The 24,701-nt window shown below is 59.4% G+C and carries 28 protein-coding genes and 4 pseudogenes; 18 read left to right on the forward strand and 14 right to left on the reverse strand.

All coding sequences use genetic code 11. The annotated features are described in order from the left end of the window. A partial coding sequence (locus SO180_RS33885) for a hypothetical protein (protein WP_449383168.1) occupies nucleotides 1–266 on the forward strand: 266 nt, incomplete at its 5' end. Between the two features lie 18 nt (nucleotides 267–284). Here SO180_RS33885 and SO180_RS33890 read toward each other — a convergent pair. Beyond that, nucleotides 285–503 carry a hypothetical protein gene (locus tag SO180_RS33890; protein WP_449383169.1) on the reverse strand — a complete coding sequence of 73 codons (219 nt, stop codon included), beginning with the start codon at nucleotides 501–503 and terminating at the stop codon, nucleotides 285–287. Between the two features lie 361 nt (nucleotides 504–864). Here SO180_RS33890 and SO180_RS33895 point away from each other — a divergent pair, with 361 nt between their 5' ends. From SO180_RS33895 to SO180_RS33905, 3 genes are all read left to right on the forward strand, one after another. Beyond that, complete coding sequence (locus SO180_RS33895) at nucleotides 865–1,218, forward strand: hypothetical protein (RefSeq protein WP_449383170.1); 354 nt, start codon at nucleotides 865–867, stop codon at nucleotides 1,216–1,218. 19 nt (nucleotides 1,219–1,237) lie between these two features. Beyond that, complete coding sequence (locus SO180_RS33900) at nucleotides 1,238–1,495, forward strand: hypothetical protein (RefSeq protein ID WP_449383171.1); 258 nt, start codon at nucleotides 1,238–1,240, stop codon at nucleotides 1,493–1,495. A 227-nt stretch (nucleotides 1,496–1,722) separates the two neighbouring features. Then, complete coding sequence (locus tag SO180_RS33905) at nucleotides 1,723–2,049, forward strand: hypothetical protein (RefSeq protein ID WP_449383172.1); 327 nt, start codon at nucleotides 1,723–1,725, stop codon at nucleotides 2,047–2,049. 394 nt (nucleotides 2,050–2,443) lie between these two features. Here SO180_RS33905 and SO180_RS33910 read toward each other — a convergent pair. The 4 genes and pseudogenes from SO180_RS33910 to SO180_RS33925 form a co-directional block, all read right to left on the reverse strand. Further along, nucleotides 2,444–2,566, reverse strand: a pseudogene (locus SO180_RS33910) (ATP-binding protein); the annotation flags it as partial. Continuing rightward, nucleotides 2,566–3,477 carry a tripartite tricarboxylate transporter substrate binding protein gene (locus SO180_RS33915; protein WP_449383173.1) on the reverse strand — a complete coding sequence of 304 codons (912 nt, stop codon included), beginning with the start codon at nucleotides 3,475–3,477 and terminating at the stop codon, nucleotides 2,566–2,568. The gene SO180_RS33915 and the pseudogene SO180_RS33910, both read right to left, overlap by 1 nt. Nucleotides 3,478–3,635: 158 nt before the next feature. Beyond that, complete coding sequence (locus tag SO180_RS33920; protein WP_449383211.1) at nucleotides 3,636–4,343, reverse strand: LysR family transcriptional regulator substrate-binding protein; 708 nt, start codon at nucleotides 4,341–4,343, stop codon at nucleotides 3,636–3,638. Between the two features lie 18 nt (nucleotides 4,344–4,361). Further along, a pseudogene (locus tag SO180_RS33925) lies at nucleotides 4,362–4,535 on the reverse strand (LysR family transcriptional regulator); the annotation flags it as partial. 121 nt (nucleotides 4,536–4,656) lie between these two features. Here SO180_RS33925 and SO180_RS33930 point away from each other — a divergent pair. From SO180_RS33930 to SO180_RS33960, 7 genes and pseudogenes are all read left to right on the forward strand, one after another. Continuing rightward, complete coding sequence (locus SO180_RS33930; protein ID WP_449383174.1) at nucleotides 4,657–5,829, forward strand: alpha/beta hydrolase family protein; 1,173 nt, start codon at nucleotides 4,657–4,659, stop codon at nucleotides 5,827–5,829. Between the two features lie 95 nt (nucleotides 5,830–5,924). Then, a complete protein-coding gene (locus SO180_RS33935) occupies nucleotides 5,925–6,497 on the forward strand; it encodes a DUF1097 domain-containing protein (RefSeq protein WP_449383175.1) in 573 nt (190 codons plus the stop codon). Beyond that, nucleotides 6,494–7,423 (forward strand): AEC family transporter, encoded by a 930-nt coding sequence (locus SO180_RS33940; RefSeq protein WP_449383176.1) that lies wholly within the window; start codon nucleotides 6,494–6,496, stop codon nucleotides 7,421–7,423. Before SO180_RS33935 ends, SO180_RS33940 begins: the two co-directional genes overlap by 4 nt. 81 nt (nucleotides 7,424–7,504) lie before the next feature. Continuing rightward, a complete protein-coding gene (locus SO180_RS33945) occupies nucleotides 7,505–8,020 on the forward strand; it encodes a YqhA family protein (RefSeq protein ID WP_449383177.1) in 516 nt (171 codons plus the stop codon). Nucleotides 8,021–8,286: 266 nt separating this feature from the next. Continuing rightward, nucleotides 8,287–8,769, forward strand: a complete 483-nt coding sequence (locus SO180_RS33950; protein WP_449383178.1) for a hypothetical protein — start codon at nucleotides 8,287–8,289, stop codon at nucleotides 8,767–8,769. A gap of 131 nt (nucleotides 8,770–8,900) precedes the next feature. Next, the gene (locus SO180_RS33955) at nucleotides 8,901–9,347 is read left to right on the forward strand and encodes a hypothetical protein (protein ID WP_449383179.1); all 447 of its coding nucleotides are present in this window, start codon (nucleotides 8,901–8,903) and stop codon (nucleotides 9,345–9,347) included. 35 nt (nucleotides 9,348–9,382) lie between these two features. Beyond that, a pseudogene (locus SO180_RS33960) lies at nucleotides 9,383–9,532 on the forward strand (SOS response-associated peptidase); the annotation flags it as partial. Between the two features lie 751 nt (nucleotides 9,533–10,283). On the opposite strand, the gene SO180_RS33965 reads toward SO180_RS33960, so the two are convergent. Further along, nucleotides 10,284–11,537, reverse strand: a complete 1,254-nt coding sequence (locus SO180_RS33965) for a site-specific integrase (RefSeq protein ID WP_449383180.1) — start codon at nucleotides 11,535–11,537, stop codon at nucleotides 10,284–10,286. A 503-nt stretch (nucleotides 11,538–12,040) separates the two neighbouring features. On the opposite strand from SO180_RS33965, the gene SO180_RS33970 reads away from it, so the two are divergent. The 6 genes from SO180_RS33970 to SO180_RS33995 all read left to right on the forward strand — a co-directional run bounded on the left by SO180_RS33970 (nucleotide 12,041) and on the right by SO180_RS33995 (nucleotide 17,374). Then, on the forward strand, nucleotides 12,041–13,444 hold the full coding sequence (locus SO180_RS33970) for a tyrosine-type recombinase/integrase (RefSeq protein ID WP_449383181.1): 1,404 nt from the start codon (nucleotides 12,041–12,043) through the stop codon (nucleotides 13,442–13,444). A 249-nt stretch (nucleotides 13,445–13,693) separates the two neighbouring features. After that, nucleotides 13,694–13,966, forward strand: coding sequence for a helix-turn-helix transcriptional regulator (locus SO180_RS33975; protein WP_449383182.1), 273 nt, complete (start codon nucleotides 13,694–13,696; stop codon nucleotides 13,964–13,966). 291 nt (nucleotides 13,967–14,257) lie between these two features. Then, nucleotides 14,258–15,184: a hypothetical protein gene (locus SO180_RS33980; RefSeq protein WP_449383183.1), complete on the forward strand. Its 927-nt coding sequence runs from the start codon at nucleotides 14,258–14,260 to the stop codon at nucleotides 15,182–15,184. A 197-nt stretch (nucleotides 15,185–15,381) separates the two neighbouring features. After that, nucleotides 15,382–15,750 carry a hypothetical protein gene (locus tag SO180_RS33985; RefSeq protein WP_449383184.1) on the forward strand — a complete coding sequence of 123 codons (369 nt, stop codon included), beginning with the start codon at nucleotides 15,382–15,384 and terminating at the stop codon, nucleotides 15,748–15,750. Continuing rightward, nucleotides 15,747–16,088, forward strand: a complete 342-nt coding sequence (locus SO180_RS33990) for a hypothetical protein (RefSeq protein WP_449383185.1) — start codon at nucleotides 15,747–15,749, stop codon at nucleotides 16,086–16,088. The genes SO180_RS33985 and SO180_RS33990 overlap by 4 nt, the downstream gene beginning before the upstream one ends. A gap of 152 nt (nucleotides 16,089–16,240) precedes the next feature. Continuing rightward, a complete protein-coding gene (locus SO180_RS33995) occupies nucleotides 16,241–17,374 on the forward strand; it encodes a hypothetical protein (protein ID WP_449383186.1) in 1,134 nt (377 codons plus the stop codon). Between the two features lie 156 nt (nucleotides 17,375–17,530). On the opposite strand, the gene SO180_RS34000 is transcribed toward SO180_RS33995, so the two are convergent. From SO180_RS34000 to SO180_RS34030, 7 genes and pseudogenes are all read right to left on the reverse strand, one after another. Beyond that, nucleotides 17,531–18,559, reverse strand: a complete 1,029-nt coding sequence (locus tag SO180_RS34000) for a DUF3800 domain-containing protein (RefSeq protein WP_449383187.1) — start codon at nucleotides 18,557–18,559, stop codon at nucleotides 17,531–17,533. Between the two features lie 115 nt (nucleotides 18,560–18,674). After that, nucleotides 18,675–19,640, reverse strand: coding sequence for a DUF4268 domain-containing protein (locus tag SO180_RS34005; RefSeq protein WP_449383188.1), 966 nt, complete (start codon nucleotides 19,638–19,640; stop codon nucleotides 18,675–18,677). Nucleotides 19,641–19,684: 44 nt separating this feature from the next. Continuing rightward, nucleotides 19,685–20,341: an SOS response-associated peptidase gene (locus tag SO180_RS34010; protein WP_449383189.1), complete on the reverse strand. Its 657-nt coding sequence runs from the start codon at nucleotides 20,339–20,341 to the stop codon at nucleotides 19,685–19,687. Nucleotides 20,342–20,380: 39 nt separating this feature from the next. Further along, nucleotides 20,381–21,337 (reverse strand): hypothetical protein, encoded by a 957-nt coding sequence (locus SO180_RS34015; protein WP_449383190.1) that lies wholly within the window; start codon nucleotides 21,335–21,337, stop codon nucleotides 20,381–20,383. Nucleotides 21,338–21,367: 30 nt separating this feature from the next. Next, nucleotides 21,368–21,550, reverse strand: a pseudogene (locus SO180_RS34020) (hypothetical protein); the annotation flags it as partial. A 41-nt stretch (nucleotides 21,551–21,591) separates the two neighbouring features. Next, the gene (locus SO180_RS34025; protein WP_449383191.1) at nucleotides 21,592–22,257 is read right to left on the reverse strand and encodes a hypothetical protein; all 666 of its coding nucleotides are present in this window, start codon (nucleotides 22,255–22,257) and stop codon (nucleotides 21,592–21,594) included. Nucleotides 22,258–22,393: 136 nt separating this feature from the next. Then, nucleotides 22,394–22,906 carry a hypothetical protein gene (locus SO180_RS34030; RefSeq protein ID WP_449383192.1) on the reverse strand — a complete coding sequence of 171 codons (513 nt, stop codon included), beginning with the start codon at nucleotides 22,904–22,906 and terminating at the stop codon, nucleotides 22,394–22,396. Nucleotides 22,907–22,995: 89 nt separating this feature from the next. Between SO180_RS34030 and SO180_RS34035 the strand changes: the two genes are divergently transcribed. After that, nucleotides 22,996–23,553: a hypothetical protein gene (locus SO180_RS34035; protein WP_449383193.1), complete on the forward strand. Its 558-nt coding sequence runs from the start codon at nucleotides 22,996–22,998 to the stop codon at nucleotides 23,551–23,553. 223 nt (nucleotides 23,554–23,776) lie between these two features. Here the strand turns inward: SO180_RS34035 and SO180_RS34040 are convergent, their stop codons facing one another. Next, on the reverse strand, nucleotides 23,777–24,562 hold the full coding sequence (locus SO180_RS34040; protein ID WP_449383194.1) for a bestrophin-like domain: 786 nt from the start codon (nucleotides 24,560–24,562) through the stop codon (nucleotides 23,777–23,779). Nucleotides 24,563–24,701 lie beyond the last annotated feature (139 nt).

Here is a 24,701-nt window from a genome sequence, read left to right on the forward strand (position 1 = left end):
TCGATGAACCGATCTCGTTGCCAGACGGGAGAAAGCTGGTCACGCTGCTCGACGCTGGCGAACACATCGCGGCGTTGAAGGCTGTACACGATCGGCCGGAATGGCAAGCCGCGATGGAAGCGCTGATCCTGGTGGCCGAGCAAGGCGGCCCGACGATGTTTGCCCGGATCGGCATCATGCGAGCCTTGAACAGCGATCAGGTCCAAGAGTTCGCTCCCCGCCAGAAAAAGCCGTATTGGAGCCAGCGCAAGCTATCGAAGCGCTGATGATGCCTCGTCTCGAGATTAGGTCCCGTCTACGCGATCTCGAAAACGTCGATACCTTTGCGGGGACGGCTCGGCGTTCGAAAGGTCGTCCTCACCGAGAATCGCCGGAACGAGTTCGTCGTTCACGACCTTCTCCATCACAAATCGCACAAGCTTAGAGCGCGAGATTCCGCGCTCCTTTGCGGCCTTCTGCAGATACTCAACTTTCAAAGGAACGACGATATTCTTGATCGTCACAATGTGCCTCCGTGATGTTCCGTTGTTTTTTTGGATCTTTGACCGGCAAAATTTGGCAAGAAATGGAAAGCACTGTGGCGACATACCAACGTATAGTTCGTGAAGTTCTGACGGCATTTGCAGATCCCGAAAAGCGCACCCCTGTCCCGGAGCGGATATTGAGCGACGCCTTCCTAAGCGGAGTTGATCGGGCGCCGGTTAGAGGGGAGCGCCCTTGCACCGGTGGGTTAGTCGTGCGGGGCGAGATGCTCGACGAGACGCTCCACGCGATTGCCGAGCTGACAAGTCCGAGACCAAACTGAACTGACTCGCAATCCGCGAGGTGCTGCCCTACCTTGGACTCTGGTCCAGGGAGTTGCGTATGCGTAAGTCGCCTTCGATCACCCCCTCCGATCGGCTCGATCGTGATATCTATCTGGTGCTGGAGGATTTCAGCAGCGGCCCGGCCTGGCGCGAAAGCGACGAAGACCGGACCGACTACCGCACCGTGATGAGCGATCTCCTCACCGGCCAATACGACCTGCCGCTGCGCGTGGTCGCGTTCAATACGGCCGAGGGCTGGTCACGCGACGCATCGAGAGAGGTTGCCGAGGAGCTGTCGCAGCGCGTGGCCGACGAAGGGCGCGAGGTGTCCGTGGCGGTGCAGGAGTTCATCGAGCGCTTCACCGGGCGGGCGCTTGGCGTGCAGTTGTCGTTGCCGCTGCGGGCGTTCTAAGACTTGTGTCGGCCCGCTCATGAAACTCACCGCCGAACGCCCCTTCGCCACCCCCGAGGCCGCCGCACGACAACTCATCGAGATCGCCGCTGGCATTGAGCCCGTCCAAGACGGCCGAATCCATATCGAGAAGATCAACGCGCCGTTCCTCTACACACTGAAAGCCACCGGCCCGGAGTTCGGTGCGGGCATCAAGATGGCGGTCGAGCGCGGCTGGCTCGAGCTGCACGAGAGCGGCACCTATGTCCGGGTCTTGAATGCAGAGGCCGCCAACTGAGGCTGCCCCGCGCTTCATTTCTTGGTTGGCAGCTTCGCCGGGACTTGCGGCGTTGAACTGACAATCCTCACACCCTCATCGGACGAGTGACTTTTAATCGTCTCCAGAACCAGAAAGAATTTTTCCGCGAGCATTGCGGTCCTCCCCTGGCAATTGATTTTGGGAATAAAATAGCATGACTCGTGAAAAAAAGCCCTTAATTCCGAACGGGCGTGGGGCTAGGCTGAATGACCGATCGAGGCTGGGGCCGCTGTTTTGAAGGTCCGATTGAGATCGCCGACCGCAAGCTGCTGACCTTGCGCGACGCCGGCGAGTACATCGCTGCTCTGCCGCCCAAGGTGCACGATGCGCCCGAATGGCACGCCGCCGCAGCGCGCAAGCTGGTCGAGCTGGCCCGAGTATCGAGCCGATACAGGACGGTTGCAGACAATTGGCGGGCCGGCTGCAGCGACCCACTATGTCGGACTTTACATCTGCCGTCTCACACTTTCGAGAAATCGTCGTTTCTCGCCAGGGCGCGTAACCTTGGGAAGCTCCGTAATACGGTTCATTGAAATTATTGCACGGTGCGACGCTGGTCGGACTTGAGGCAGACGCCGCGTATGACCCACCGCACAATGCCTGCTGATGAGTATCGTTCGATTGCATCCGCATATAGAGAGCAAGCGGGTCAGGCCGGAATTTCCGCAAGACGAGCTTCTCGTCTGACGAACATAAGCCGGACGTTCAGCGGTCTGGCGAGCCAACTTGAAATGCTCGAGGCCGATGTGGCTGTGGTGCGAAGGACCCTGCGATCCGGAACGTGAATTGGGATGAGCGCGAAGGCATCTTGATCGCCTTGCCTCTTCCGCCCTTATTGGCGCTGGCTCAGTCAGGATGGCACCGTCAGCAGCAAACGGTGTTGCCGCTGATGCGTGGGCGCGGCTTCGGCACTCGACTAGAACAAACTCAATCAACTCGCCGTACGGCTACGCGTCCGCCATGGGCTTCGACGATTGAACGGCAGATTGTTAGTCCCATTCCAATGCCGTTGGGTTTTGTCGTGTAGAATGGTTCAAAGAGACGTGACACTATTCCAGGCGTGCGCCTATTGAATCGACGATCCGTCCCCATTTCTCGGTCTCGTTGGCAATGAACCTGGAATAGTCCTCGGGAGAGCCGGGGACGGCCTTCGCACCCACCTCGGCGAGTCGTGCCGCGAGTTTCGGATCGCCGAGGCTCCTGTTGATCGCCTGATTGAGCTCCAGGACGACCACCTCTGGGGTGCTCTTCGGCGCGTTGAGACCGTTCCATATGGCTGCTTCATAACCGGGCAGAAAGTCAGCCATGGCGGGAACCTCTGGCAGTGACGGAGAGCGCTCTGCGGCACTGACGGCCAACGCGCGCAAAGCCCCGGTCTTGATGAATCCGATCGCTCCAGGCAGGGTGGCGAAGTAGACGTGAACGCGCCCTCCGAGCAGATCGGTGATGGCTTCAGCGTCGCCACGGTACGAAATGTGCAGCATCTTGATGTCGGTCATCATCTTGAACAGCTCGGCCGCGACATGCGGCGGGCTGCCTGCTCCGCTCGACGCAAAGTTCAATCCGCCCGGATCAGCCCTTGCCCTTGCGACGAACTCGGTGACCGACTGTGCAGGGAATGCGGGATTGACACACATCACGAGCGGCGTGCTGGCGATCATCCCGATAGGGACAGTGTCACGAATGAAGTTGAATTTCAGATTTCGGTAGAGGGTTGCGTTTATTGCATTCGCTGCCGAAGCGACCAGCAGTGTGTAGCCGTCAGGTGCTGCGCGCACGACCTGTTCGGTCGCAATATTCGTCGCGGCACCGGTATGGTTCTCGACAATGAAGGGTTGGCCGAATTGCCGCGACAGCCAATGCCCGACGAGGCGCGCCACGATATCCGTGTTGCCGCCCGGCGAAAAGCCGACGATCAAATAAACGGCCCTGTTCGGATAGGAGGCCGGCGCGGCGACCACGCGGCTTGCGGATGCGGCGATGCTGGCCGCACTGAGCTGAAGGAATTTGCGGCGTCGGAGCATGATAGCTCTCCTCCGTTCCAGGAAGAGACACTGCCAACTAATGCACAATTTCCAAAAATGCAGACCAGGCCCGCGCCCGGTCCATCGACACTACCTCAATGGCGGTAGCGGCGGCAATAGTCGACCACGATGTCCATGAAGACCTTGGCTGCCGGTGACAGCGAGCGGTCGCTGAGAGAGCAAATGCAGAAGACCAGCGGATCCGACGCAAATTCCCTCACGCCCGCAGAATTGAGCGAGCCGGCCGCCAACTCCTGCTCGATCGCAAATCGCGGCAGCAGAGTGCAGTTGTTGCCAATCCCGGCGACTTCCTTGATGAGAGCCAGCGAGTTGGTGACGCAAAATGCGTTCGGTTCAAATCGATGTTTTGCGAAAACACGATCAAGCTGCTGGCGAAGACCAAAGGACGGCTCGGTCAGGACGAAGGGGAAACCACCTAGCTCATGCAGCGACAGCAACTTTCGCCCGGCAAGGGGGTGCGTGGGTGACAAAGCTGCGACCATTCTGTCGCGGAAGACTTCCAGTCTCGTGATGTTGTCGCGGGCCGGAGCATTCAAGATCATGCCGATCTCGGCAGAGCCCGCGATTAGTGCCTCTATTGCCTCGTCGGTGCTGCTCATTCTGACGTGGAAGGTCACATCCGGATATTGCACGTGAAAACGATTGAGGACCGGCGCCACAAAGCTCTCGATCGCGGTTTGGAAGCAATAGACATCAACATTTCCAGCCTGAAGATCTTGCAATGCCGCGATGTGGGACTTGACGCGCGAGAACTCGCGCATCACGCCATCGATTTTCGACAACAGGATTTCTCCGGCCGCCGTAAGTTTCATGCCCTGGGCGCGCCGGTCGAAGATCGGCGCACGAAGCTCGTGCTCGAGTTTTGCGATCTGTCGGCTGATGGCTGATGGCGAGACATGAAGCCGGTCCGATGCCGCGCGGATCGAGCGGGCCTGGGCCGTGGCGCTGAAATAGCGAAGGGCCGTGAAATCCATGTTCTGGACCTCCGATGGTGTTGCGTTTTCGGCAACAGGATGGTGCCCACATTGATATGGCGTCAACACCGGTTCGGGTCAATCGTTTAGCGGCAACTAATCCTACCCGACGGAGAACGCGATGCCCTTCATTCAAATATTGCCCGACCCCGGGATGAACTACACCTTTAACCGGCCGCTGCTTGACGGTACGTCACCGGCGCGCCTCAAGGAACTCGGCGCGATCGCGCCGCGCATCAAGGATTACGATTCCTGGTATGCGGTTTGGCTGGAAGTTGCCAAAAGGGCGGAAGCCGAGAAGCGGCATCTGGACGCCGCCTCCTACTATCACGGCGCGGAGTTCTATTTGCCCGCCGGCGACGTGCGCAACGGCCTCTACGACGACTTCGCGCGCAACTGGGCGCTCGGCATGAAAGGAGTCGCCGGTTACGAGCGCGTCGTGATCCCGTATCCCGGCGGTCATCTCCCGGGCTTTAGGCTTCAGGCAAAAGGCAAGGAACGCAGTACGCTCATCTTCACCGGTGGATACGATTCATTCGTCGAGGAGTTCTATAACTTCCTTCTGCCCCTGACCGATCTTGGAATTACCGTCATCGCCTTCGATGGACCCGGCCAGGGCGGTGCCTTGCGGCAGGGAATTTATCTGGACCACGCGTGGGAAAAGCCCGCCAAGGCGGCGATCGATTACTTCGAGCTCGATGCCGTTGATTGGCTGGGTGCCTCCTGCGGAGGTTACATGTCAATCCGGGCGGCGGCGTTCGAGCCCCGCATCAAGCACATCATCTCGATGCCCACCTCCTATTCGGGTCTCGACATGACACTGAAGCAAATGCGGCCCGGCAAGGCGCAGGATCTGATCTCGCGGTTCAACGCCGGCGATCGCAAAGGGACCGAGCAGATCGTGGCCCAGGAGCGCCTGCCGAGCTCCGTCTTCGAATGGTGTGTTGTCCAGGGGATGCACATCACCGGCACCAAGACGCCATTCGATTTCCTGACGGCTATTGCGAAGCACTCGCTCGACGGAATCTTGCACAACGTCAAGCAGGACATCCTGCTGACCGAGGGCGAGCAGGATCATCTGTTCGATGTCAGCTGGGTCCATCGGACCATGCGCGAGCTCGTCTGCGCCCGGTCCGTGACGACGCGGATATTCACGGCGCGCGAAGGTGCGGAACAGCATTGCCAGCTCGGAAACTCGGCGGCCGCGCGTCACGCCATCGTCTATTGGCTTGCCAGCTTCTACCCCGGCATGCCGGTTAGCGAGAGCACGAAGCCGACCAGCGTCGCCGCCTGATCGCGGTGCATGCCTCGAAAAGGCACATCATCACCTGAGCATTCGATCAGGGATCGTGAACTGAAGGCAGTCAAGTCCAGACAAAGGGTGATCAAATGAACCTGCCACCCCTGACAGCAGCAGCCCTTGCCGCGGCGCTCGTTGCCGCGGCTTCTGTCCTCGCTTTTTCACAGCTTCCTGCCCTGTTCGTGTGGGCCGCCTTTATCGGCTGGGCGAGTTACGACCACTCCGGGGCGACCCGGCAGGCGGCGGTACGCTCGTCATCCGCGCTCGCATTCGGCTGCATCATGGCATGGCTGGTTGCCCTCATCGTTGCGGTTCGCGGGCCGTCGGCGAATGCAACACTCTTGACGCCGGCCGTTGCCGGCATCGCCTCGTTCCTGATTGTGACTGCTTCGCGCATGCTATCGCTTTGCATCGTACCGGCGGCCTTTTACGGATTCGCCTCGACATTTGCTTGTCTCAGTCTCTCGCCCGGAGCGTTCACGGTCGATGCCCTGATCTCGCCAAGCTTGTGGAACGCCATTTTCAGCGTCCTGGTCTCGCTGCTCGCCGGCACTGGCCTCGTGATCATCCATGGCTGGCTCGCGAGCGCACTTGCCGGTCATGGCGGCTCGGTAAGGGTCAGCCTTTCCAATGCGCATGCACCAAGCCGGAACACGCCATGACCGAAACCATGACCATCCTCGCCTCGCTTGCGCCAGTGTTCCTTGTCATGGCGCTCGGCTATGCGGCTGGTCGGACAAGAGAGTTCGACAACCGCAACGTCGATTCGCTCAATGTGCTGGTCATGGATTTCGCGCTGCCGGCGGCATTGTTTACGGCGATGGCACAGGCATCGCGCCAGGCCATGATCGACCAGGCTCGGCTCGCGCTGGTGGTGCTGGCGGCGATGCTCTTCGCCTATGGCATGACATACTTTGTACAGACCCGCGTGTTCGGCGACGACCGGCGCGAGAGCGCACTGATCGCATTGACCGCATCCGGTCCCAATGTGGGATCCGCCGGTCTTCCGATCGTCGTCGCCCTGTTCAACAAATCGGCCTCGGTCTCGGTGGCCGTCACGGTGGCCGTGGCAGCCATCGTGGTCACACCGCTTACCCTTCTGCTGTTGGAGTCTGGGGCCGGCAAGAGCCGCAATGTCACGGCCGTCGTCAAAGCTGCGCTGGCCAAGCCGATCGTGATCGCGCCACTGCTCGGGCTCGCGTGGTCGCTTCTCGGCCTGTCGCCTCCGTCGCTACTCGACAGCACGCTCGCCCTGGTCGGCCAGGGGGCGTCCGGAACTGCCTTGTTTCTCACCGGTCTGGTGTTGTCCGCGCAGCCAGTTCGGCTCACGACAGATGTGGGGGTGGCAGCCATGATCAAGAACGTGCTGCAGCCGCTGATGACAGCACTGCTCGCGATTTCGCTGCTCGATAGTGCGGACGCGCGTATCGCGGTCATGTTGATGGCGGTCCCCTCCGGTGCCTTCGGCGTTCTCTTTGCGATCCGTTACAATGTTGCGTCCGTGCGGGTTGGAACAACCTTAATCGTGAGTACAATTGCCAGCATCGCCACCCTCACGACCGCAATTCTTCTGTCAGCTACCTTGTGATGGGCGTGACAGGTCAATTCTGGCAATTTGTGTCCCAGCCCAAAGGGCCTCTCGGGGTCAAACAACCGCAGGGAGTTTGTCTTGGATCGCTTGCGCCTGACGCTCGAAGCAATCATTGCAAACTCCCGCTGGTTGATTGCTCCATTTCTGCTTGGCCTGATACTTACCCTCGCGGGACTGCTCTACAACTTCGTGCTGAAATTGTTCGATTTTTTCGCGCGCGCCCGGATCGCCGATCCGTCCGAAATCATTGTTGGAAGCCTGAAGCTGGTTGACGTCGCTCTCACGGCCAATTTGATCGTGATTGTGATTTGCTCGAGCTACGAGAACTTCCAGGCACCAATTGACGTGCAGCGGCGGCCGGCTTGGCCAGCCGGCCTGGCGAACGTCGGCTTCTCGGGCCTGAAGCAGAGGCTGCTCGCATCCATTGTCGCCATCGCGGCAGTGAATGTGCTGGAATGGTTCCTGGATATCGAACACAACGCGGACAGCAGCAAGCTCGGATGGCTCATTGCGATCATGTTGGGGTTTGCGCTGACGATGCTCCTCTTGGCAGCCGCAGAGCGTATCGGAGAGAGAGAGCCGCCAAAGCACTAGATGCTGCGCCAGCGATGATCGCCGGGAAGTACGGCAACATTATCAACATCAGCTCCGGCACGGTTTGCAAAGGTGCGCCGCTGATGCTGCATTACGTCACCTCGAAAGGCGGTATCGTTCGAACTCGGCCCGTACAATATTTGAGTGAACACTTTGGCACTTGGTCAACCCCGTTCGCCCAGCATTCCCTTGATCTGCATCAAGCGATTTCGGGTGCCTCGTGAAAGCGTTCAGCAGGGTGGGAAGTCAATCAAGGAGAACAGGTCATGTCTGTGAGCTTCTTTGAGACCAAACCTCGCGCCTTCGATCCTGTGGCCGCCTCCGGGCTCACCAAAGAGGCTCAAGAAGCCGCGAACGCAGCCTTGAAGGCATTGGCCACTTGGCGAAACGAGATTGCCGACACGAACCAGAAAAATGGCGAGCGCGTCCTCGACCAGATGGCGGTGGCCGCGAAGACACTTGGGTGGCCAACGCAGATCGTTGATGCCGCCCGCACACAATTGAAAAGCGTTGCCGAAATCCAAGTTAAGACGATGGATCAAATGATGGACGTTTGGGAAGAGCAGCTCAAATTGCCGAACCCGATGACCGCGTCACCATCGGCGATGCTGTCAAAACTCACATCCTTGCCGGGTCTCACAACAGGTCCAGCTACAGCAGCGAACCCAGTCGAAGTGTGGATGAAGCTAGCGGAGCAGTGGCAACGAGCGTGGATTGCGCCCTTCGGCGCAACGGACAAGCGGCAGTAGGTAGCGTGAGGGTAGGCAAGCGCACTGCGTAGTAGCCCATTGTGTCCGGCGAGCCCTCGACCGCAATCCCTAGCACCTGAGACGAAATCACGCGACACCAATTACGGCGGCTCGGTCCGGGCGGCGGCAGAGTGGGCGGCGAAGCGCGCAAGCAAGCCGACCGGCTCGTGTGCGAGGCTTGGAATAAGCGGATGCTCGGTTTTCGAGATCCCCTCCGCCTTATGCGCGCGAACGAAGCAAGCTATAAAAAGGGGCATACGATGAAGTATCAAATCTGGTTTATGAAGCCATCGTTTCTTCGCGATGTCGTTGGTAGCTCGCCCAATCCCAATAACCTCTCGGCTACTCATGTTCACTTGAAGGATATCGAAGCCGATAGTCAGGAAAATGCATTGTCTCGCATGCGAGCGGAGAACTGGTCACCGAACGGTGAAGGTCTCGATTTGCTTCAGAGCAAAGGACTACAGCATACAACCATGACGATCGGCGACGTACTCGTGGATGAAAGCGATGCTGTCTATCTCGTCACCGGCATTGGGTTCAGTTTGCTGCCGAAACATGAGGAGCCGCGTCGATAACTATCATGAAAGGCTGAATTGAGGCCCCGAGAAATGGCATCTGGACGACGCTCAACAGAGATCGCGTCACGAAGTCCAAGCCGGTGCCGGGACCGCATCGGGGCCTACGGCTTCCTGACGACAGTGCCAAATGCAATTTTCGAGCTCATCCAGCCGAAGGCTGGATGCCCGCGATCCTAACGACCCGATGAAGATATCTGAATGCGCGAGGCGTAGGCGCTGCAACGGCCGTTGCCGGATGACGCGCTCGTTCCCGATCCGGAACGCGGTGAAGCAAAGTGGCGAGCGTTGCAGATTTACAACCCGCGCAGACCTTCGAGATATTACGCTGGTCCGTCTTATTTCATGTCTATGCCAATATAATCAGCGGGGGCGAAAAGTGTTTGATGTCTATCGCAATGATAAGCGCGAGTTGCTCGTTCTAAGCAAAGGCTCTGCGATACCGACGCTCAGTTCGAGACATGAGTGGCGGAAGAGCAGACAAAGAGTCTTCAGAGTGAGCAACGGAAATCAGGTCAGCCGTTCAGAGATACGGCTATTACGTCCGCAGCTGCGGGCCACCAAGAAGCGCACGATCTAGGTCGAGCAGCTCGGCGGCCGGTATTCTAGCACTACTTTGGCAGAATCTGTTTGCGCCAGTGTTTTTCAAGGATTTTTTTCGGCAGTATGGACACCGTTGAGACGGCGGCCGAAGGATGAGATCGACGATGGCGTGACGTACGGCGGGCATGGTTGGCTGAGGCGGAGGTCCGTTGATTCTTTTTTTTCATCGCGCCACGCCTGCGGAATGCTGCGCTTGCCTGGCTTCGTGCCGGTTCGGCGTCCGGTGGGGCGGCCCCGACGAGGCAAGCCACCCAAGGTAGTAGCAATGCGCTCTCGCCAGTTGACGGCTTTCTTTGGCATTACCGATTCACTCGCAGAAAATTGTCAATTTTGTTACACTGCGAGCGCGACGACATTGTCGGCGGCTGGCGAAGGTTCCGACAAGAGTCCGACGCGCGCGATGTCTTCTATGGAGTACTCGGTAATGTACTTCGAGTAATGTTTTTCAATCATCGCGACGCTGGTGTTGTGCAGGGATGCCACAAGCCGGATAGGCACGTTCGCCAGCAGCATCCTGACGATCGACGAGTGGCGAAGTGCGTACATCGTCACCTCGGCGGGATCGAGTCCAATGGCCTTGACGACGCTGTCAACCTGACGATGGCAATTCTGCCCCGGAGCCTTGCCCCAAGCCAGGCCGTCGCGCTGCAGCAGCAAGGGCGCATCGCCGGCGCGGCCCTTCGCTGCTGCCCTCAGTTTGGCGGCAAGCTGCACCGTGATCGGCACGCTGTAACGCTCGCCCTTCTTCTGCGCCCGGTTTCTGCCACCGCCCTTAGCGCTTTTGGGCATCATCAATTTCGGGCGGACGGGATGATCATGCAGATCTTCGACGCGTAGGCGCACGGCTTGGCTCGGTCTCGTGCCGGTGACCGCCAGCGTGTCGATCAGTAAGCCGAATTGATGATCGAGCCCGTAGGCGGTCGCGACGAACGCACGCACCTTGTCGTCCGGGAGGATGACGTTGCGCACCTCCGTTGCATCCGGCAAACCGGCCAGCCCCACTTCCCAAGCCTGATGGTTCTTGATCCGGTCATCATGCTGCGCCGCCAGCGCGAGCGCGGCAGACACACATCGGCAGAGCCGATTGATGGTGGACAGCGCCATCTCGCCCAGCAGGCTGTCACGCCACTTCTTCATCTCCGTGGCCGTGAGCAGCGCCACCGGTTTAGATACCAGCACGCTTGTCAGATGAAGGCGCGGGTGCTCGGCGTTGTAGGGGTTGGCGCCGCGCGCCTCGAGATCGCGCTTGTAATCCTTCAGCGCCACATCGACCGTGATCGGCGCAGTGTCCAGGCTCCCGTCTTCGCCGCGCGCCAACTTCTTCGCTACGTCCTGCGCCTGATGGAATGTCAGCACGTTCTTGCCATCAGCAACCTCGTAATCGTCAGCGTCCCCGATACGCTGCGTCCAATATCCGCACCTGCCGTCCGATGCCTTCAACACCCAACTGCCGTTGCCCACGTTGCGCCGGTACATCAGCAGGATTCCGCGAGCCAGCGACGGACCGCTATACGGCCTGCGGCGGCTTGGGAGTTTGAGCCGTGCATTGCGGCTTTCGAGTGCACTGAAGCTGACCTTGCGTGCCATAATCGTGTCCCGGTGTCTCGCGAAGTGTCGCGATTGCGTGCGTGGAGCCCTATGGAGGCGTGTGAAAGCCTATTGCAGAACCCCGAGCATCCTCAATAAGTTGAGGACTCCACACGGCTCTACACAGCTTCACCGGACAATTTATTTTCCCTGCGCAGTGGTTTAACGGCTTATGTCGTGCTCTCCCCGGGGAGCGATGCACTATTGCCCCCGTCGCCTTGCAGCTCACCGATGCGAAGGGCCCGGTCAGGCCGCCCGCATCACCGCACGACTTGACGCCAGACTCCGGGCGCCAGGACCACACGTCTATATTCTGAAAGCCGGTGAAACCGGCTGAAATCAACAAAACCCTACAAACAAAGGGGTTTTGCGTTACCCTATCTCATCGGCTTTCAGCGCATTTCGCCAAAATCAGGGCCCGGCCCTACGCCTTCAGCGTCCGCACGACAGACTGAAAGCGAGAGCCGAGCCCATGGTCCAAACCCTTCGAGGAGCCTGAAACCATGAGCGAGACTACGATAACGACCGCCGCCGCTTCCACACGCGCGCGGAGGCGAAGCGTCATTCTGACCGACCGCATGTGTCAAAAGCGGGTCAGCGAGCGAACCAAAATCTACGACCGCAAATGCCCCGGCCTCTACGTCAGCATCACAACGGCTGGCGTCGCAACCTTCTCGCTCAAGTTCAGCGACAGGCAGACCGGTAAGCAGCGCACCGGATGGCTTGGCACGTTCAACCCGGAGACGTTCACCGTCGAGGACGCGCGCAGCAAGGTCTATGCCCTCAAGGGGTCGGGCCCTGCCGCGCTCGCGGAGACCTTCCGCGACCAGAAGTCTGGGCAGGCCAAACGCGGCAAAACCGTCTCCGAGATCATCGAGGAGCGCATCGACTGGATGAAAACGCCTGTCAAGAAGCCAGACGGCGAGATGCGGCCCCGGCTGGAAGCGTGGGAGTATACGGCGAGCCACCTGCGCCGCTTCCTCGGGGTCCGGCTCGGCAAGAAGATCGCGAGCGAGGTTACCAAGCACGACATCGCGACCCTGTCGAACGACATTGTCGCAGGCAAGTTTGGCGTGCCCTCGGTCAGCAACGCGCGCCACATGCGCAAGGCGGCGTCCGGCCTGTTCAACTGGGCGGCGGAAGCGGGCCGCGACTACGTAACCGCCAGCCCCTGCATCAACCTGCCAAAGCTCGACCCGGAGCATCCCCGCACACGGGTCTTGTCTGAGGACGAAATCCGCATCTTCTGGCACGGTCTCGACCGTGCCGACATGCCATGGGAACGGCGGACCCGCCTTTCGCTCAAGTTCGAGCTGGTCACCATGTTGCGGTCGAGCGAGCTACTCGGCGCGCATCGAGACGAACTGTTCGATCTCGATGGCGAGCACCCGCGCTTCGACGTGCCGCTCAAGCGGGTCAAGAAGCGGCGGGTGATCCAGCAGCCGCTGTCCGACCTTGCAGTCCAAATCATCAAGGAAGCGTTCGCCTCCGACGATCAGCAGTTCGTGTTTGAGAGCCCCGTCTATCCGGGTCAGCCGATCCATCGCAAGGCGATGGCCGCCGCTCTGCGGGGCACTAAACATGAGACGCACAAGACCAAGACCAAAACGCGGGGCATCTGCGAGCTGCTTGGCCTGCGGCCGTTCACGCCCCACGATCTGCGGCGGACGGCGGCGACGTTGGCGGGCGATCTTGGCTTTGACGATGCCGCCATTGCCAAATGCCTCGACCATGCCGTCAGCAGGAAGGGCGACGTGACCGTCCCGACCGTCACCGGCAAGGTCTACAATCACAGCAGCCGCATGAAAGAGAAGCGCGCCGTGCTCGACGGCCTCGCGGCCGAGCTGCGGCGGATCATCGGTGAGCCTGCGACGGCATTCGATCCGAAGCTGAGGCTTGTCGCCTGACCACCTTCAACCTCACGGACCATCGCAGCCCGCCGGGATCACCTTCCGGCGGGTTTTTCATCTTTGAAATCGGGTGAAAGCTGCCGCAAGTGTCGCGCCACTAAATGGCTAACAAAATGCCGCGCTACCTTTCGTTTTGACGGTCGCGCGCGGGTGAAAACTGGTGTAAGCTCATGCAAGACGGGCACGTTCAGTAAACCTGATCCTTTGCATCACCTCGGGATCGGGTATGAAGCCTCAGGAGGCTGCATGACCCGTTCCTGCGTGACCGATCCCCAAATCGACGTCGAAATTTGCCCCCCGGACAATTCCAGGCCACGAAGGATGCTGAACGAGGCGCAGGTTCTCGCGGTCGTTCCGGTCAGCACAACCACGCTATGGCGGATGGAGCGGCGCGGCCTGTTTCCACGCGGGACGTTCATCAGCGCGAACCGAAAGGTCTGGTTCGAGGATGAAGTCGTCCGCTGGCAACGCGAGGTGGACGGTCGACGCCGTGGCTTTCAGGCTACCAAGGGCCGCTGATGCTCGAATAAAAGACGATTGATACTGAGCGGGAGCAAGACGCTCAGCACCCAATGGAGTGCTGACAATGCTCGCTCTGCTGAACAATTCCGACGCGACATGAGGAAGCCGGGGCACTGCGGCAGCAGCGCGCCCGGCCATAACGATCTTCGCAAGCGCCGTCGTTATGCACCCCCCGCCGCCTGCTGACAAGTGTTCCGGCCTCCCATCAATGGAGGTCAACATGAACGCAAAACAACCGACACGATGGCGCGAGCAGATCAAAGTGCATTCCGCCGAGCGGATCGATCCATGAACCGCGCCAGCATCCGCGAGGATGTCGATGGGCCTTCGCGCGAGGTGACGACGTTCAAGCTCCGCGACGAATGGGTGCGTCTCGCCGCAGTTCAGAAGCTCTCACCGGTTTTGCGGGTCATCGGCATGCGGCTGGCTCATTTCCTAAGCGACAAAGGGCAACTCAATCCTTCCTACGCGCTGCTCGCGGCGGAGTGCGTCACCACCGAACGGACGGCGCAAAAGGCGGTCGCTGCATTTCGGCGGCTCGGGATGATCGCGGACACAAGAACTGCTGGTGGACACCATGACGCCACCAACAACTTCATCTTGATCCTACCCTATCGACGGGTGTTCATCCGGACACCCGTCAAAGGGAAGTCAGTGGTGTCCACTGGGACACCCGTCAAGACCAAATCCGGCCCGCATAGGGGTGTCCGTACAGGTATCGGACGGGTGTCCAGCGAGGTAGCTGACGGGTGTCCACAGGGACACCCAAATAGCGTAATGAATAGCGTAATGAATAGCGGGCGCGCCAACGGCGCGCGCACAGCCCGTGTGGATGGAGCGAGTTCTACCAACAGCGACGACGCGCCATCCTCCAAGCGCGCGGTCCCCGCGCGTGGCGACCCTACCGTAGAGCAATCTCAACCACCGTCTGCGTCGCCATCAGCGCGACCCTCACCACCTCCCGCGCCACCAATGGGTCGTCCGCAGGCGCGGGCGAACGACCCCGGCTTCGACGCCGTCCGCACGCGCGCTCGCAGGTTGCTCCGAAAACAGGCTGACGTCCTCGTTGACCGCCTGATCGACGCCTACGACGGTGAAATCGAACTGATCCTCGACACGCTCGCCTGCGCAGAGGAGGAGCCCAATCCGCGCGAGTACGTCGAGCGAGACATCGAGCAGGCGCTGGCGCTGGCACGCGAGGGAGCGGACCGATGAGCCGATTGACATTCGACGTGGTGGATGCCGATCCCCGCAAGACCTCGCATGAGGCGTTGAAGCTGCGCGAGCCAGGTCGCAGCGGCCGCCCGTGCGTTCGCTCGCCGTCGAGGCCGGGAGACAGCGGGCGGCCCGGAGACGCATCAGCGGGCTCTGCAGGGCCGTGCAGAGGCCATCGCCTATCTGGAGCATCGCACATGAACCGGCATACCAGACGCAGCGAGATTTCCGGCTTCCGCAGGCAAGCGCAACGCAATCACCTGCTCACGTATTTGATCGAGGCCGACGCGCCGCTCGACCGTCACCCGCTCCTGCGAAAGGCGCGGGATTGGTGGCGCTCCACCATCCAGCGGCACCGTCCCTATTGCATCGCGTGCCAGAGTAATTTCGCCGACGAGGCCAGTCCGGGCGCGTTTCTGTTCGGCGTGCCATCGCTCTCGGCGAAATCGGCCAGCGTTTCAGCGTTGTGCGAGCAATGCTGGCGCGATCTGCCGCCCGAGACCATCGAGGCCGATGCGGCGAAAGCTCTGCAACTGGTCGTCCCCAACGGAAGGTTTGATCCATGAACCGGCCATTTGACCTCGCCGGGTTCGTCAACGCAGCGCCGCTGCCACGACGTCGTGGTCAGCGCACAGAGGCGGCGCTCGCGGCGCTTGAGGAGCGGGACCGATTGATCCAGTGCGCGGCGGCGACCTTCTGCGCCGGGATGTCGGCACGTTCCGCCGCCCGGACCCTCCACGCCGCGCTGGCGCGGTATCGCGAGCTTGGCTGGCGTCGTGACCGCGCCGAGGTGCAATGTCCCGCGCGGCATGTGGGCACGATTACGGAGGCGTGCTGGCTGATACTCAAGCAGCGCGACTTCGCGGTATCCGCGCGCGCCATCAGGCGCATGCTGACCGCATGACGGGTGATGGCGAAGCACCGGGCGGCCCGCGACGGCAAGATCGGCAAAGTTCGCGGTCCAACAAATTGGATGTTGGACCGCCTAATCGAAATCCAGTTTTCGTGGCCCACTTCCTCCAGCATGCTCCGCTCCATCAAGCGATGGAGCACATCATGACATTCGAGCGAGCATCGGCGAACGCTGACTTCACCGAACGCGGCCCGGTGCCAGGGCTGCTGATCGGCCGCTTCGGCGATCCGGCGGCAATCCTGCCGGAGACCGCGCGATCGCGCAGGCAGGCATTGTTGCAGCGGCGTGAGGACGCCGCAGCCCTTTCGATGCCGATGGCCGAAGCCGTCAACGAGTTGCGGATAGGCCTTCAGCGGGAGCAGGCTCGTCAGCGGCAGTTGGTCACGCCCCGCAGCAGCGGGGGCTTCGGGCTGCAAGCATCAACCGAGAAAGGGCCCACTGCCGACATTCAGGTCAGGGATGTCGAGCGCCGGATCGCGGCCATCAGCGAGGAGCTGCGGCGAAAGCAGGTGCTGCTTGAGGACCGCAGCGCCAGAACGAACAACATCGGGCGGCTCTGCGAGCGCATCGAGGCGTGGCTCAATGGCGGCGTTCCGGGCGGCAACCGGATTGTTGATCATGGCGAGATCGACGTGGTCGCATTGAAGCAGCGCGGCGAGACTTCCGAAGCCGCAACACTTGAACGCCTGCGGCGGCGCTTGAGAGAGCTGGCCGCTGATTGGCATCGCGTCCAGTCCGCGCCGCGAACATCATCGGAAGCTATCGCCGACGCCCGTGCCCAGATCGAAGCTTTGGCACAGCGCGGCGAGCCCGATTTCTCTGCGCTGATCGAAGTTGGGGGGGCGATCGGGTGGCCGCAAGTTCAGCAGCGTCTTCCTTTGGTCGGGCTCGCCATCAATGAGGAGGGCGAAGCGCGGCTTACCGGCGTGGCGCAGGGCGAGGTCATCGACCAGACGGCGCTCAATGCGTGGTTTGACACGGACAAGTGGCTTGCCAAGGCTGAGAAGCGTATCCGCGAGCAGTGCGACGACAAGGTCGCGTTGTCGCAACAGGATCGTGCTGAGAAGTTGGCCGAGATCGCCAGCGACCAGCTTGAGGCCGAGCGCGCGGAATGTGCGCTGATCTGGAAGCTGCAGCGTGACGGGCAGGCAGTGGAGTTCCGCGACGACGCCGATATTAGGGCCGTGCTGGGTATCAGCCTTGAGGTCGATGACCGGCCGCAGAGACCGTTTGGGCAGGCGGCCGATTACTCACACGTGATCGATGTCATCAGGTGATCGCCGCGCCGCCTGCCACAGGAAGCTGCCTTTCTGACGGTGGGGATGAAGGCGGCGGCTCGGCTACCTCGACGGCCGGGCCGCTGCTGTTTTGATCGATTGATCCTGCGCAGACCCCATGGCGGAGATTAAATGAGCATTTTCGATGCACGATTTTTACTGAGGACTGGCCAGCGGTCTCTCGGATCGCCACATGGATCGTGCGCTTCGGTACATCTGTTTCAGCCGATGCAGGACGAACTCAGGAGTGTTCTGTTCGTGAGCTGTGAGCGAGATGATTTTCACAACCTGCTCAGCGCCTTGCCGAGACCTGCGAATTTGCATGCGACCTAAGGCTGCAGCCGCTCGGTCATCCATCGCGGGTTCCTGCAGGCAGCGGCGAACACGGTTTGCCAGAATGTCTGCAGATTGCATCAGTATGTCGCTCTTTGAGTTTACAAATTGCGTCGGCTTCACAATGAGCTTTCCAATGTCGAACCCAGAAGTCTCCTCGCTGTAGCCCGTCGGCCGCCAAACTGCATGATTTTGGATAGCGTAAGTTTGGTCAAAGAAGCTGTAGTCGGCCTCTTTATCATCGAGGAAAAAAAATTCATGACGGTCGGGATTGCTCTCGAATATCGGACCTAGCACAGACTTCCACCAGTGCTCCTGTTTCGTCACTCCTGTCGGGGATTTCGCATCAATTTTCCACTCGAACTGACCCAGTTCCTCCGGCTTTCGCATGGAAAAGTAAATTGCGGCGTTTTGCGCACACTCCCAAAGCAGTTCGGTCATCGCGACGGACTGAATGTAAAGCTGATCCGGCATTGCTTCTAACGCCGAGCGCAGCTTCTTGACCTCCGAGACGAGCTGAGGATGATGTTCGTCGGTAAGATGTTGGGTCATCTTTTCGGCTTGGCCGAGCCTGTGACGCCGTATTCCGTCGGCATCTTCAAGCCCAACGTTCACGGCGACCACGTGAAGCAACGCTTGATGCCGCCAGAGTATATCGACCAATCCCTCGAGATGATGCTCGTTCAGAGACCTTCCCTTTAGCTCACCATCTACGCGCGGCCAATCGCGGGTTGCAGTAATGAGCTTCCGTCGAGCCAAAGCGGCAAAGCCGTGGGTGAGTGTAAGAGCAGCAACAACGCTCCATCCGTCATTTTGAACGAACTTTCCACTTTCATCGATAAAAGTGATCATATTGATAGCTATTTCTCTTGCTAAAACCAAATCCGCGCGACACCTATCCTGAGCGCGTCATCGGGCACGGATTACTGCAGCGCTTTCGCCTCGTCCCAGAGCTAAACCGCCCCATTCATTCCGGTTCTAGTTCGCGTACTCTCGGCGCAAATACCCGGTACATCTCGTTGAGTTTGGTCGCCAGCCAATCGTGCTGACGAGGCCAATCGGCTTCATTTGCAGGATCCGCCTCGATTGTGAGTGCTACACGGCAGTCCTGGCCCTCGGGCAGCTCCTGCCAATCGAGATTAAACCCGAGCTCTCGCTCAATTTCGGCTTTTTGCTGAAAAAGCAGCGCAAAAAACGCCTTTGCTCTCGAACGTCTCAGGTATAGTTCGGCTCGTATTTGCGCTCTGCCGACTACGATTACACCGTTCAGTGACATTGAGCTATGGTTGATCGGGTACCGCATCCAGCCCCTTGGCTGAGCCCTCCGTCGCCCTGAGACAGGGCCGCCAACAGTCACAAGCTTCGCGTTAAACGCAGTCCAATATCGCAGCTGCAGCTGTCTCGTCTCCGACAACTCGGCCTCATCGATCACTCGCGCTGCCGTCGATACTGAGTGCGACCACTCATTCGGCTTTGAGACGATGTTGAATTTTGGAGCGGCCGCTGAGGTTCCTATCCGCCAGAGTTCGACCTCCAAGCCGAAGAACCGAAAGCTTTCATCGGTTATCTTGTTGAGCCAATCCAGCGTGGAACGATGCTCCTCCGTGAACCGAGCTGCTATCCAGACAATGGTGACCGCCTCCAAACCGGACGCGTAAGTCAGTAATTGGCCAAGATGAGTGTGATCCGTGCGTTCGAGTTGGTTCTCAATTAAAACCCAGCGGTCGTTGTCGATGTCTTTGCACAACAGGTCTGCCCGAAACGGGCCGACGGCCCTTTCTTGGGCCTCTAGCTCCAGCTCAATGTTAAGTGTCTCGCTGAGAATTGCCATGTTCTCTGGGCGCGCCAGCCATGGCGTGAAGCCGGCGGCCTCGCTCAGCCAAATTTCGCGGAGATCGACACGCTCAAGGCGACCCAATGCTTGCTCTGTCATGCGCACAATCCCATTTGTCAAAAGTAGCTTCTCATTTGGCGATCTCACGTAGAAGCTCGATCTTCTTTGTCGGCGCCGCGCATGACAATTTTAAGCGCATCATCCGGCAGTGGTCGCTGCAACGCCCTAGCTTCTTCCCACGGCGCACGCATCCACACATCGCGCTCCTCGTCGGTGGTCAGGATCACCGGCATGGCCTTCGGATGGATGGGCTCGACCACGCCGTTGGGCGCGGTCGTGAGGAAGCCGTAGACCTGATGCGGCCCGGGGACCGGCTTCGACTTCGTGCCGCGATCACCTTTAAACGTGGTCCAGATGCCAGCGAACGCCGTCAACGGGCGGTCCTCATTCAGAGCGAACCAGACCACGTCCTTTTTCTTTGTCTCTGGGTTCGGCTCGGGAGCGTATTCTGCGAAGCTGTTGAACGCGACCAAGCAGCGGTTCTCCGGCTTCAGCCAGCCAGTGGGCGACGACGTATTCCTGATGTTGGTAACCGGCGGCCCGCCGGTGCGGGGCGGTGGCGGCATGCCCCAGCGCATCAGCGCCATCTCGGTGCCGCTGTCGGTGCTGCGGATCACTGGCGCGGGGTAATCAGGAAAGACGCCGGGCATCGGCGCGAGGTTTCCGACGTAGCGGTTGACGACGCGGAACAGGTTAATGATCGCGGCTTGGTTCGTGGTGATCGAGTACAGATTGCACATGCGTTCGATCCTGTTGCGATACAGGCCTCAGCGGGGGCATTAATCGGCAACTGGCCCGCCAAGTCTTCTCGCGCGCCGCTCGAAGATGCGGCGATACCACTCCCGGTCAATGCGGGATACCCGCTTAGCCCTCCTTAATCGGCTGAATTGCCGCCGCGGCGCGGTTCTCTGTCTCCTCGCGAGAACCCACCGGATTTCATTCTCGGCCCCGCAATTGTGACACTGCTCAGTCAAGGGGGCGCCTGGCTTCATCTTTTCAGCACGGCGGGTCGGTACAGCAACTTCTTTGCCGCAATTGCAACAATCTAGCCGTAGCACGCGCCGTGCGAAGAAGGTCTCTCCGTTCTCAATCAAGACGTCGAAACTTTCGTCGCAGTCGTTCCCAATGCAATTTATGATCTGCTCATGCTTGAGCATTGCTGATCTTCGTTGGATCGTTCTGCCGCACTCACACGTAAGGTTTTCTGTTAAACCAAACCCGCTGGTCAGCATGCCGCCGACCTCGACCAAGCGTTTAAACTCCGCCAGCACCTCGATCACTTTTGCCTTCGTCTTGTTGAAGTCGCCGTAGGCCGGAATGTCCTCGTCCTTTGTTCTCGGCAATGCGACATGCAGAGCGAGATTTGAAAGTGCCTGCCAGTACTCGCTCAGCAGCTTGGCGTCGAACCCGGCTTGCGTGCCTAACTTTACCCATTCCTCTTCCGGTATGTTGTCGAGCGACACCTGATACGCGTCAGACGGCTGCTTTGAGATATACAAGGTTTGCTGCGAAGCAGCGCGTTTGTCGACTTCGGTGATCAAGGTAACTACAACATCCCTTGGTCGCCAGCCGCGCAAATCCTCGTGCGCGATATAGTCATGCGCTATTTTCAGGCGGTCGTAGCAAACCTTCTCGATGCCGAGACGACATTCGAGTGCGGCATAAGTGATGCTTTGCGACGTATTCTCCACCAGCAGCTTTTCAATTGCCGCGATTATTGCCCTTAGATCAATCATGGCATTTGCCAACCCCTGCTAACGGCACCATCACCTCTCTCCCGGCCACCATATTGACGGTGGATCTTTAGCTGAAATCTTGGCTGGTCTGAGCGCGACCAATTGGCTGCGCTTGTACGGATAGCGGCGAACCTGCAGTCTGAGCAGCGCATGTACCGCTTCAGTTCTTGGACCGGCGTGCACTTCCGGCCGCCGCACGATGTCGAGGGCCACCGGTCTAAAGGCATTTGGCGGTAGAAGTCAGACAGCTCCTGCTACTCTCCGTCCCTTTGCAGGACATGGATGGAGGGGAACGTCGGTCCTGCGGCCCCCGCCATGACCAGCACGTCTTTCCCATCGACTTTGCGCAAGGCCCATATCTCACGTACCTGCTTGCCAGTTTTCTCGCCTTCCCCAGCACAGGTCATATTGATCAGATATACCAGCGACTGCGTGACGGTGGCAGCATCCTTTTTTGCAGCGACGGACTTAATATCACAGTTGTAGCCCGGCTCATGGTACGTCCGTGGCCCAACGTAGATGCCGGTGACCTCAAATTCGCTGCTGCCATCCTTATTCGTCCAACTACCATGGAAGGTCTTCGGCAGTTCGGCGCTGGACGTCTTGGAAGACGAATTGGATGGTCCGGCTCGCTCGGCTGCTCGCTGCAAATCACATTCAATTCGCGTGCCGTTCTGCACAAAGTCAGCGTAGCCCTTCGTAGCCGTACAAAAGTCGAATGAGGCCCCGCCCGCTACGGCGCGCCAACCGTACTTAGCGCATTCCTCCTGCCGTGAAATCTTGTAGGTACCTCCCTTCCACGCGAGGGTACTTTGCTCCTCGTCTACCTTCAGAGGATAGGATTTTCCATGGTCCATACAGATGTAACTGTAAGTCTCTGCCTGGGCCGAATTGATCAACAATGCCGTTATGATTGCCATTAGACGTTTCATGATGCCGCAAAGCCTCGCTGGTTCGCACTTCTCAACCACAAGTTTGGCCAAGCTACGACAAATCGCCTTCAGACAATCAAGGTCCACCTTCGTTGATCTTGGTCAAAGGAACTATTAGGGTCTGCTAATCAGGCGGAGGCTCCTTCCATTCGTCGGCCTTCGCCAGAGCAGCTTCGGCCATCTCGCGTCTGATCTGGAACACCACGCTGTCGATGTTGCGCCGCACCTGCATGTCGCGTGAGCACCGGGCTGCCATACCGGACAGGTGCGTCACAGTGATGCCTGCCAGTTCATCGATCAAGGCATCGACGTCCTCACGGCGCACCAGTTCGCGCCGCTTCTCAGCCAAGCGCAGTTGAAGCATCTCGGTCTTGGCCCTGACGTGATCTGCATCAGCTTCGCTGCGCGACGACTGCCGCCGCTCGCGCCGCAAGTATCTGAGGTAAGCAACGCGGCTCTCGTCCAGTGGGAAGCCACCGCGCTTCCGCTGGATCACGCCTTGGGCTTCGAGCTTGCCGATGTAGGTCCGGGTGCAATCGAGGTGTTGCGCCAGTGCTGAAGCGCTCACGGCCTTGCACTTCGTTGGCCGCCGCCGTGAGGTAACTCTATTAGCGACGATTGTAACGGCCTCGGCCATTAGCGTGGTCCCTGTTGCGTGATAGGATAAGCCGCCATAGTGGCTGCGTGAAGAAGAGGTTCTAAGCCTTTGGACTTTGGAGCAACGAAATGAGGACGACTTTCCTCGTCGCTGCCGCCGTAGTTGCCGCGCTATTCGCCGCGACCCCGGCCGTGTCGGCGCTCAAGTCTGAGTGGACGTTCGTTGGACAAATGCACGGAGAACCCGGCACATGCGTGATAGCGCTGGAACGGGTGGATGATGCGACCAAGATGGTGCCCGAACAATCTCGGGAATTAATTCTCGTCTGGACGAAAGACGCTGCCACGCTCGAACTCCGCAGCGATGAGTGGCAGGACGACGGTAGGCAAGCCGCGATACAGGACGACGTCTGGAACGGAGAGCATCGTGTGACGGTGACGGTTCGTCAAGCAAAGGGTAAGCCTGTCAGCTTCGAACTGGTTGGTAAAAGACCAGCTCGCATAGCTTTGTTTATACCGATTTCCACGAAGGTCTGGGAGGATCAAGTGAAGGACGCGAGGTCGATCAGCGTGACCTTCGCTGGATACAAGCACCAGTCGCCCTGGTTCTTTGACCGGATCGACCGCGATGACACGATGTTTGCGTTCCGGAACTTCAATCAGTGCGTCATTAGGGAGGGTCGATGACCATCGGACGAGTTACTTGAGGCGTAGACGCCGGGAGGTTAGACGCACATGGTGCGCGAGCTGAAATCTCACTGTCGCCGACACTTGGTCTGCAATAGGGCTCAAAAGCGCCTGGCCTTGTAACTGCAACCACGGATTTTCTCGGAGCAGATACCCTCAAGAGGCGCGGTCGCACCCCGCATTTCTCGCACGCCTCAGAGGACCCACTACGACCAATGGCATACTAAGGCGCAACCCTTGCACTTTGCCCGACCTGCAAGGTCTTGACGGCCTGACGCATAGGATCAGGGGAAATGCGGACGTGCCCTCCAAAACCCTGCTCCAGTTCGAGGATAATTGCGACGGCCCCTGCGACAGCCAGCGCGCACAACGTCAACGTGACGGCCGAAGTCAGGTTTGGCGGCGCAAAAAGTCCAAAACTTGCGAACAGCAACGCCAGCCAAAAGACGAGGAGCGCGATGAATGCCTTGGGCGTGCCTTGTCCGACGTGCTGGGCAATCAGCCATCGTGTCTCCCCAATCTTGGAAGCGAGGATCATTGCTTGATCCAGCCACCATCGGTCGCGCGGATCAGCAGGCCTCAACGAAAGAAGGGTGTCCTCAGTCCGTTGAAGCAGTTCATAGGTTGCCGGATTGCCTAAGCGAACTTCGGAAACGTCGTCTGGAAATAAATCGGCTGCTTTCTGTTCGGCGTATTTGAGGAGGACGCTACGGGCAGGCTCGGCCTCGGCGCCATAGCGCCGCAAAATGTGGTCGAGCCGGAGGATTTGCGCCGAGAGCATGGTTACTTCGCCACCTAATCGCGTAAACGACGTGTTGGCGTTTGAGATCAGAAGGCCCAGCACCAGCGCCGATACGGTCGCGATCACCGCCGTCGAGACGTTCACGAGACTTTTGGTTTCGTCCGTCAAATGGTCTTTCGGCAGGTGAGTTCGGATTGTCGCGCCAGCTATCGCCCCGGCCAGGATGGCCACAAAGACAACCAACCCAATGACTAACGAGTTGCTCATGGCCGACTTCCAAAAGTGTCGGAATGACGCGTTGCGCCATGCTGGTCCATGAACCATTATTGCTGACTGGTGTTCCTTACATCACCGAGCGATGTGTGCACTTTTGAACATAACTGCCGCAGGTTGTGAGAAACACTTA

This window comes from Bradyrhizobium sp. UFLA05-112 (assembly GCF_053572325.1).

What these genes read in the sequence shown, in the direction of transcription:
- SO180_RS33895 (WP_449383170.1), top strand. Translation starts at nt 865, where the DNA reads ATGCGTAAGTCGCCTTCGATCACCCCCTCCGATCGGCTCGATCGTGAT.
- SO180_RS33900 (WP_449383171.1), top strand. Translation starts at nt 1,238, where the DNA reads ATGAAACTCACCGCCGAACGCCCCTTCGCCACCCCCGAGGCCGCCGCA.
- SO180_RS33905 (WP_449383172.1), top strand. Translation starts at nt 1,723, where the DNA reads ATGACCGATCGAGGCTGGGGCCGCTGTTTTGAAGGTCCGATTGAGATC.
- SO180_RS33930 (WP_449383174.1), top strand. Translation starts at nt 4,657, where the DNA reads ATGCCCTTCATTCAAATATTGCCCGACCCCGGGATGAACTACACCTTT.
- SO180_RS33935 (WP_449383175.1), top strand. Translation starts at nt 5,925, where the DNA reads ATGAACCTGCCACCCCTGACAGCAGCAGCCCTTGCCGCGGCGCTCGTT.
- SO180_RS33940 (WP_449383176.1), top strand. Translation starts at nt 6,494, where the DNA reads ATGACCGAAACCATGACCATCCTCGCCTCGCTTGCGCCAGTGTTCCTT.
- SO180_RS33950 (WP_449383178.1), top strand. Translation starts at nt 8,287, where the DNA reads ATGTCTGTGAGCTTCTTTGAGACCAAACCTCGCGCCTTCGATCCTGTG.
- SO180_RS33965 (WP_449383180.1), bottom strand. Translation starts at nt 11,537, where the DNA reads ATGGCACGCAAGGTCAGCTTCAGTGCACTCGAAAGCCGCAATGCACGG.
- SO180_RS33970 (WP_449383181.1), top strand. Translation starts at nt 12,041, where the DNA reads ATGAGCGAGACTACGATAACGACCGCCGCCGCTTCCACACGCGCGCGG.
- SO180_RS33975 (WP_449383182.1), top strand. Translation starts at nt 13,694, where the DNA reads ATGACCCGTTCCTGCGTGACCGATCCCCAAATCGACGTCGAAATTTGC.
- SO180_RS33980 (WP_449383183.1), top strand. Translation starts at nt 14,258, where the DNA reads ATGAACCGCGCCAGCATCCGCGAGGATGTCGATGGGCCTTCGCGCGAG.
- SO180_RS33985 (WP_449383184.1), top strand. Translation starts at nt 15,382, where the DNA reads ATGAACCGGCATACCAGACGCAGCGAGATTTCCGGCTTCCGCAGGCAA.
- SO180_RS33990 (WP_449383185.1), top strand. Translation starts at nt 15,747, where the DNA reads ATGAACCGGCCATTTGACCTCGCCGGGTTCGTCAACGCAGCGCCGCTG.
- SO180_RS33995 (WP_449383186.1), top strand. Translation starts at nt 16,241, where the DNA reads ATGACATTCGAGCGAGCATCGGCGAACGCTGACTTCACCGAACGCGGC.
- SO180_RS34000 (WP_449383187.1), bottom strand. Translation starts at nt 18,559, where the DNA reads ATGATCACTTTTATCGATGAAAGTGGAAAGTTCGTTCAAAATGACGGA.
- SO180_RS34005 (WP_449383188.1), bottom strand. Translation starts at nt 19,640, where the DNA reads ATGACAGAGCAAGCATTGGGTCGCCTTGAGCGTGTCGATCTCCGCGAA.
- SO180_RS34010 (WP_449383189.1), bottom strand. Translation starts at nt 20,341, where the DNA reads ATGTGCAATCTGTACTCGATCACCACGAACCAAGCCGCGATCATTAAC.
- SO180_RS34015 (WP_449383190.1), bottom strand. Translation starts at nt 21,337, where the DNA reads ATGATTGATCTAAGGGCAATAATCGCGGCAATTGAAAAGCTGCTGGTG.
- SO180_RS34025 (WP_449383191.1), bottom strand. Translation starts at nt 22,257, where the DNA reads ATGGCAATCATAACGGCATTGTTGATCAATTCGGCCCAGGCAGAGACT.
- SO180_RS34030 (WP_449383192.1), bottom strand. Translation starts at nt 22,906, where the DNA reads ATGGCCGAGGCCGTTACAATCGTCGCTAATAGAGTTACCTCACGGCGG.
- SO180_RS34035 (WP_449383193.1), top strand. Translation starts at nt 22,996, where the DNA reads ATGAGGACGACTTTCCTCGTCGCTGCCGCCGTAGTTGCCGCGCTATTC.
- SO180_RS34040 (WP_449383194.1), bottom strand. Translation starts at nt 24,562, where the DNA reads ATGAGCAACTCGTTAGTCATTGGGTTGGTTGTCTTTGTGGCCATCCTG.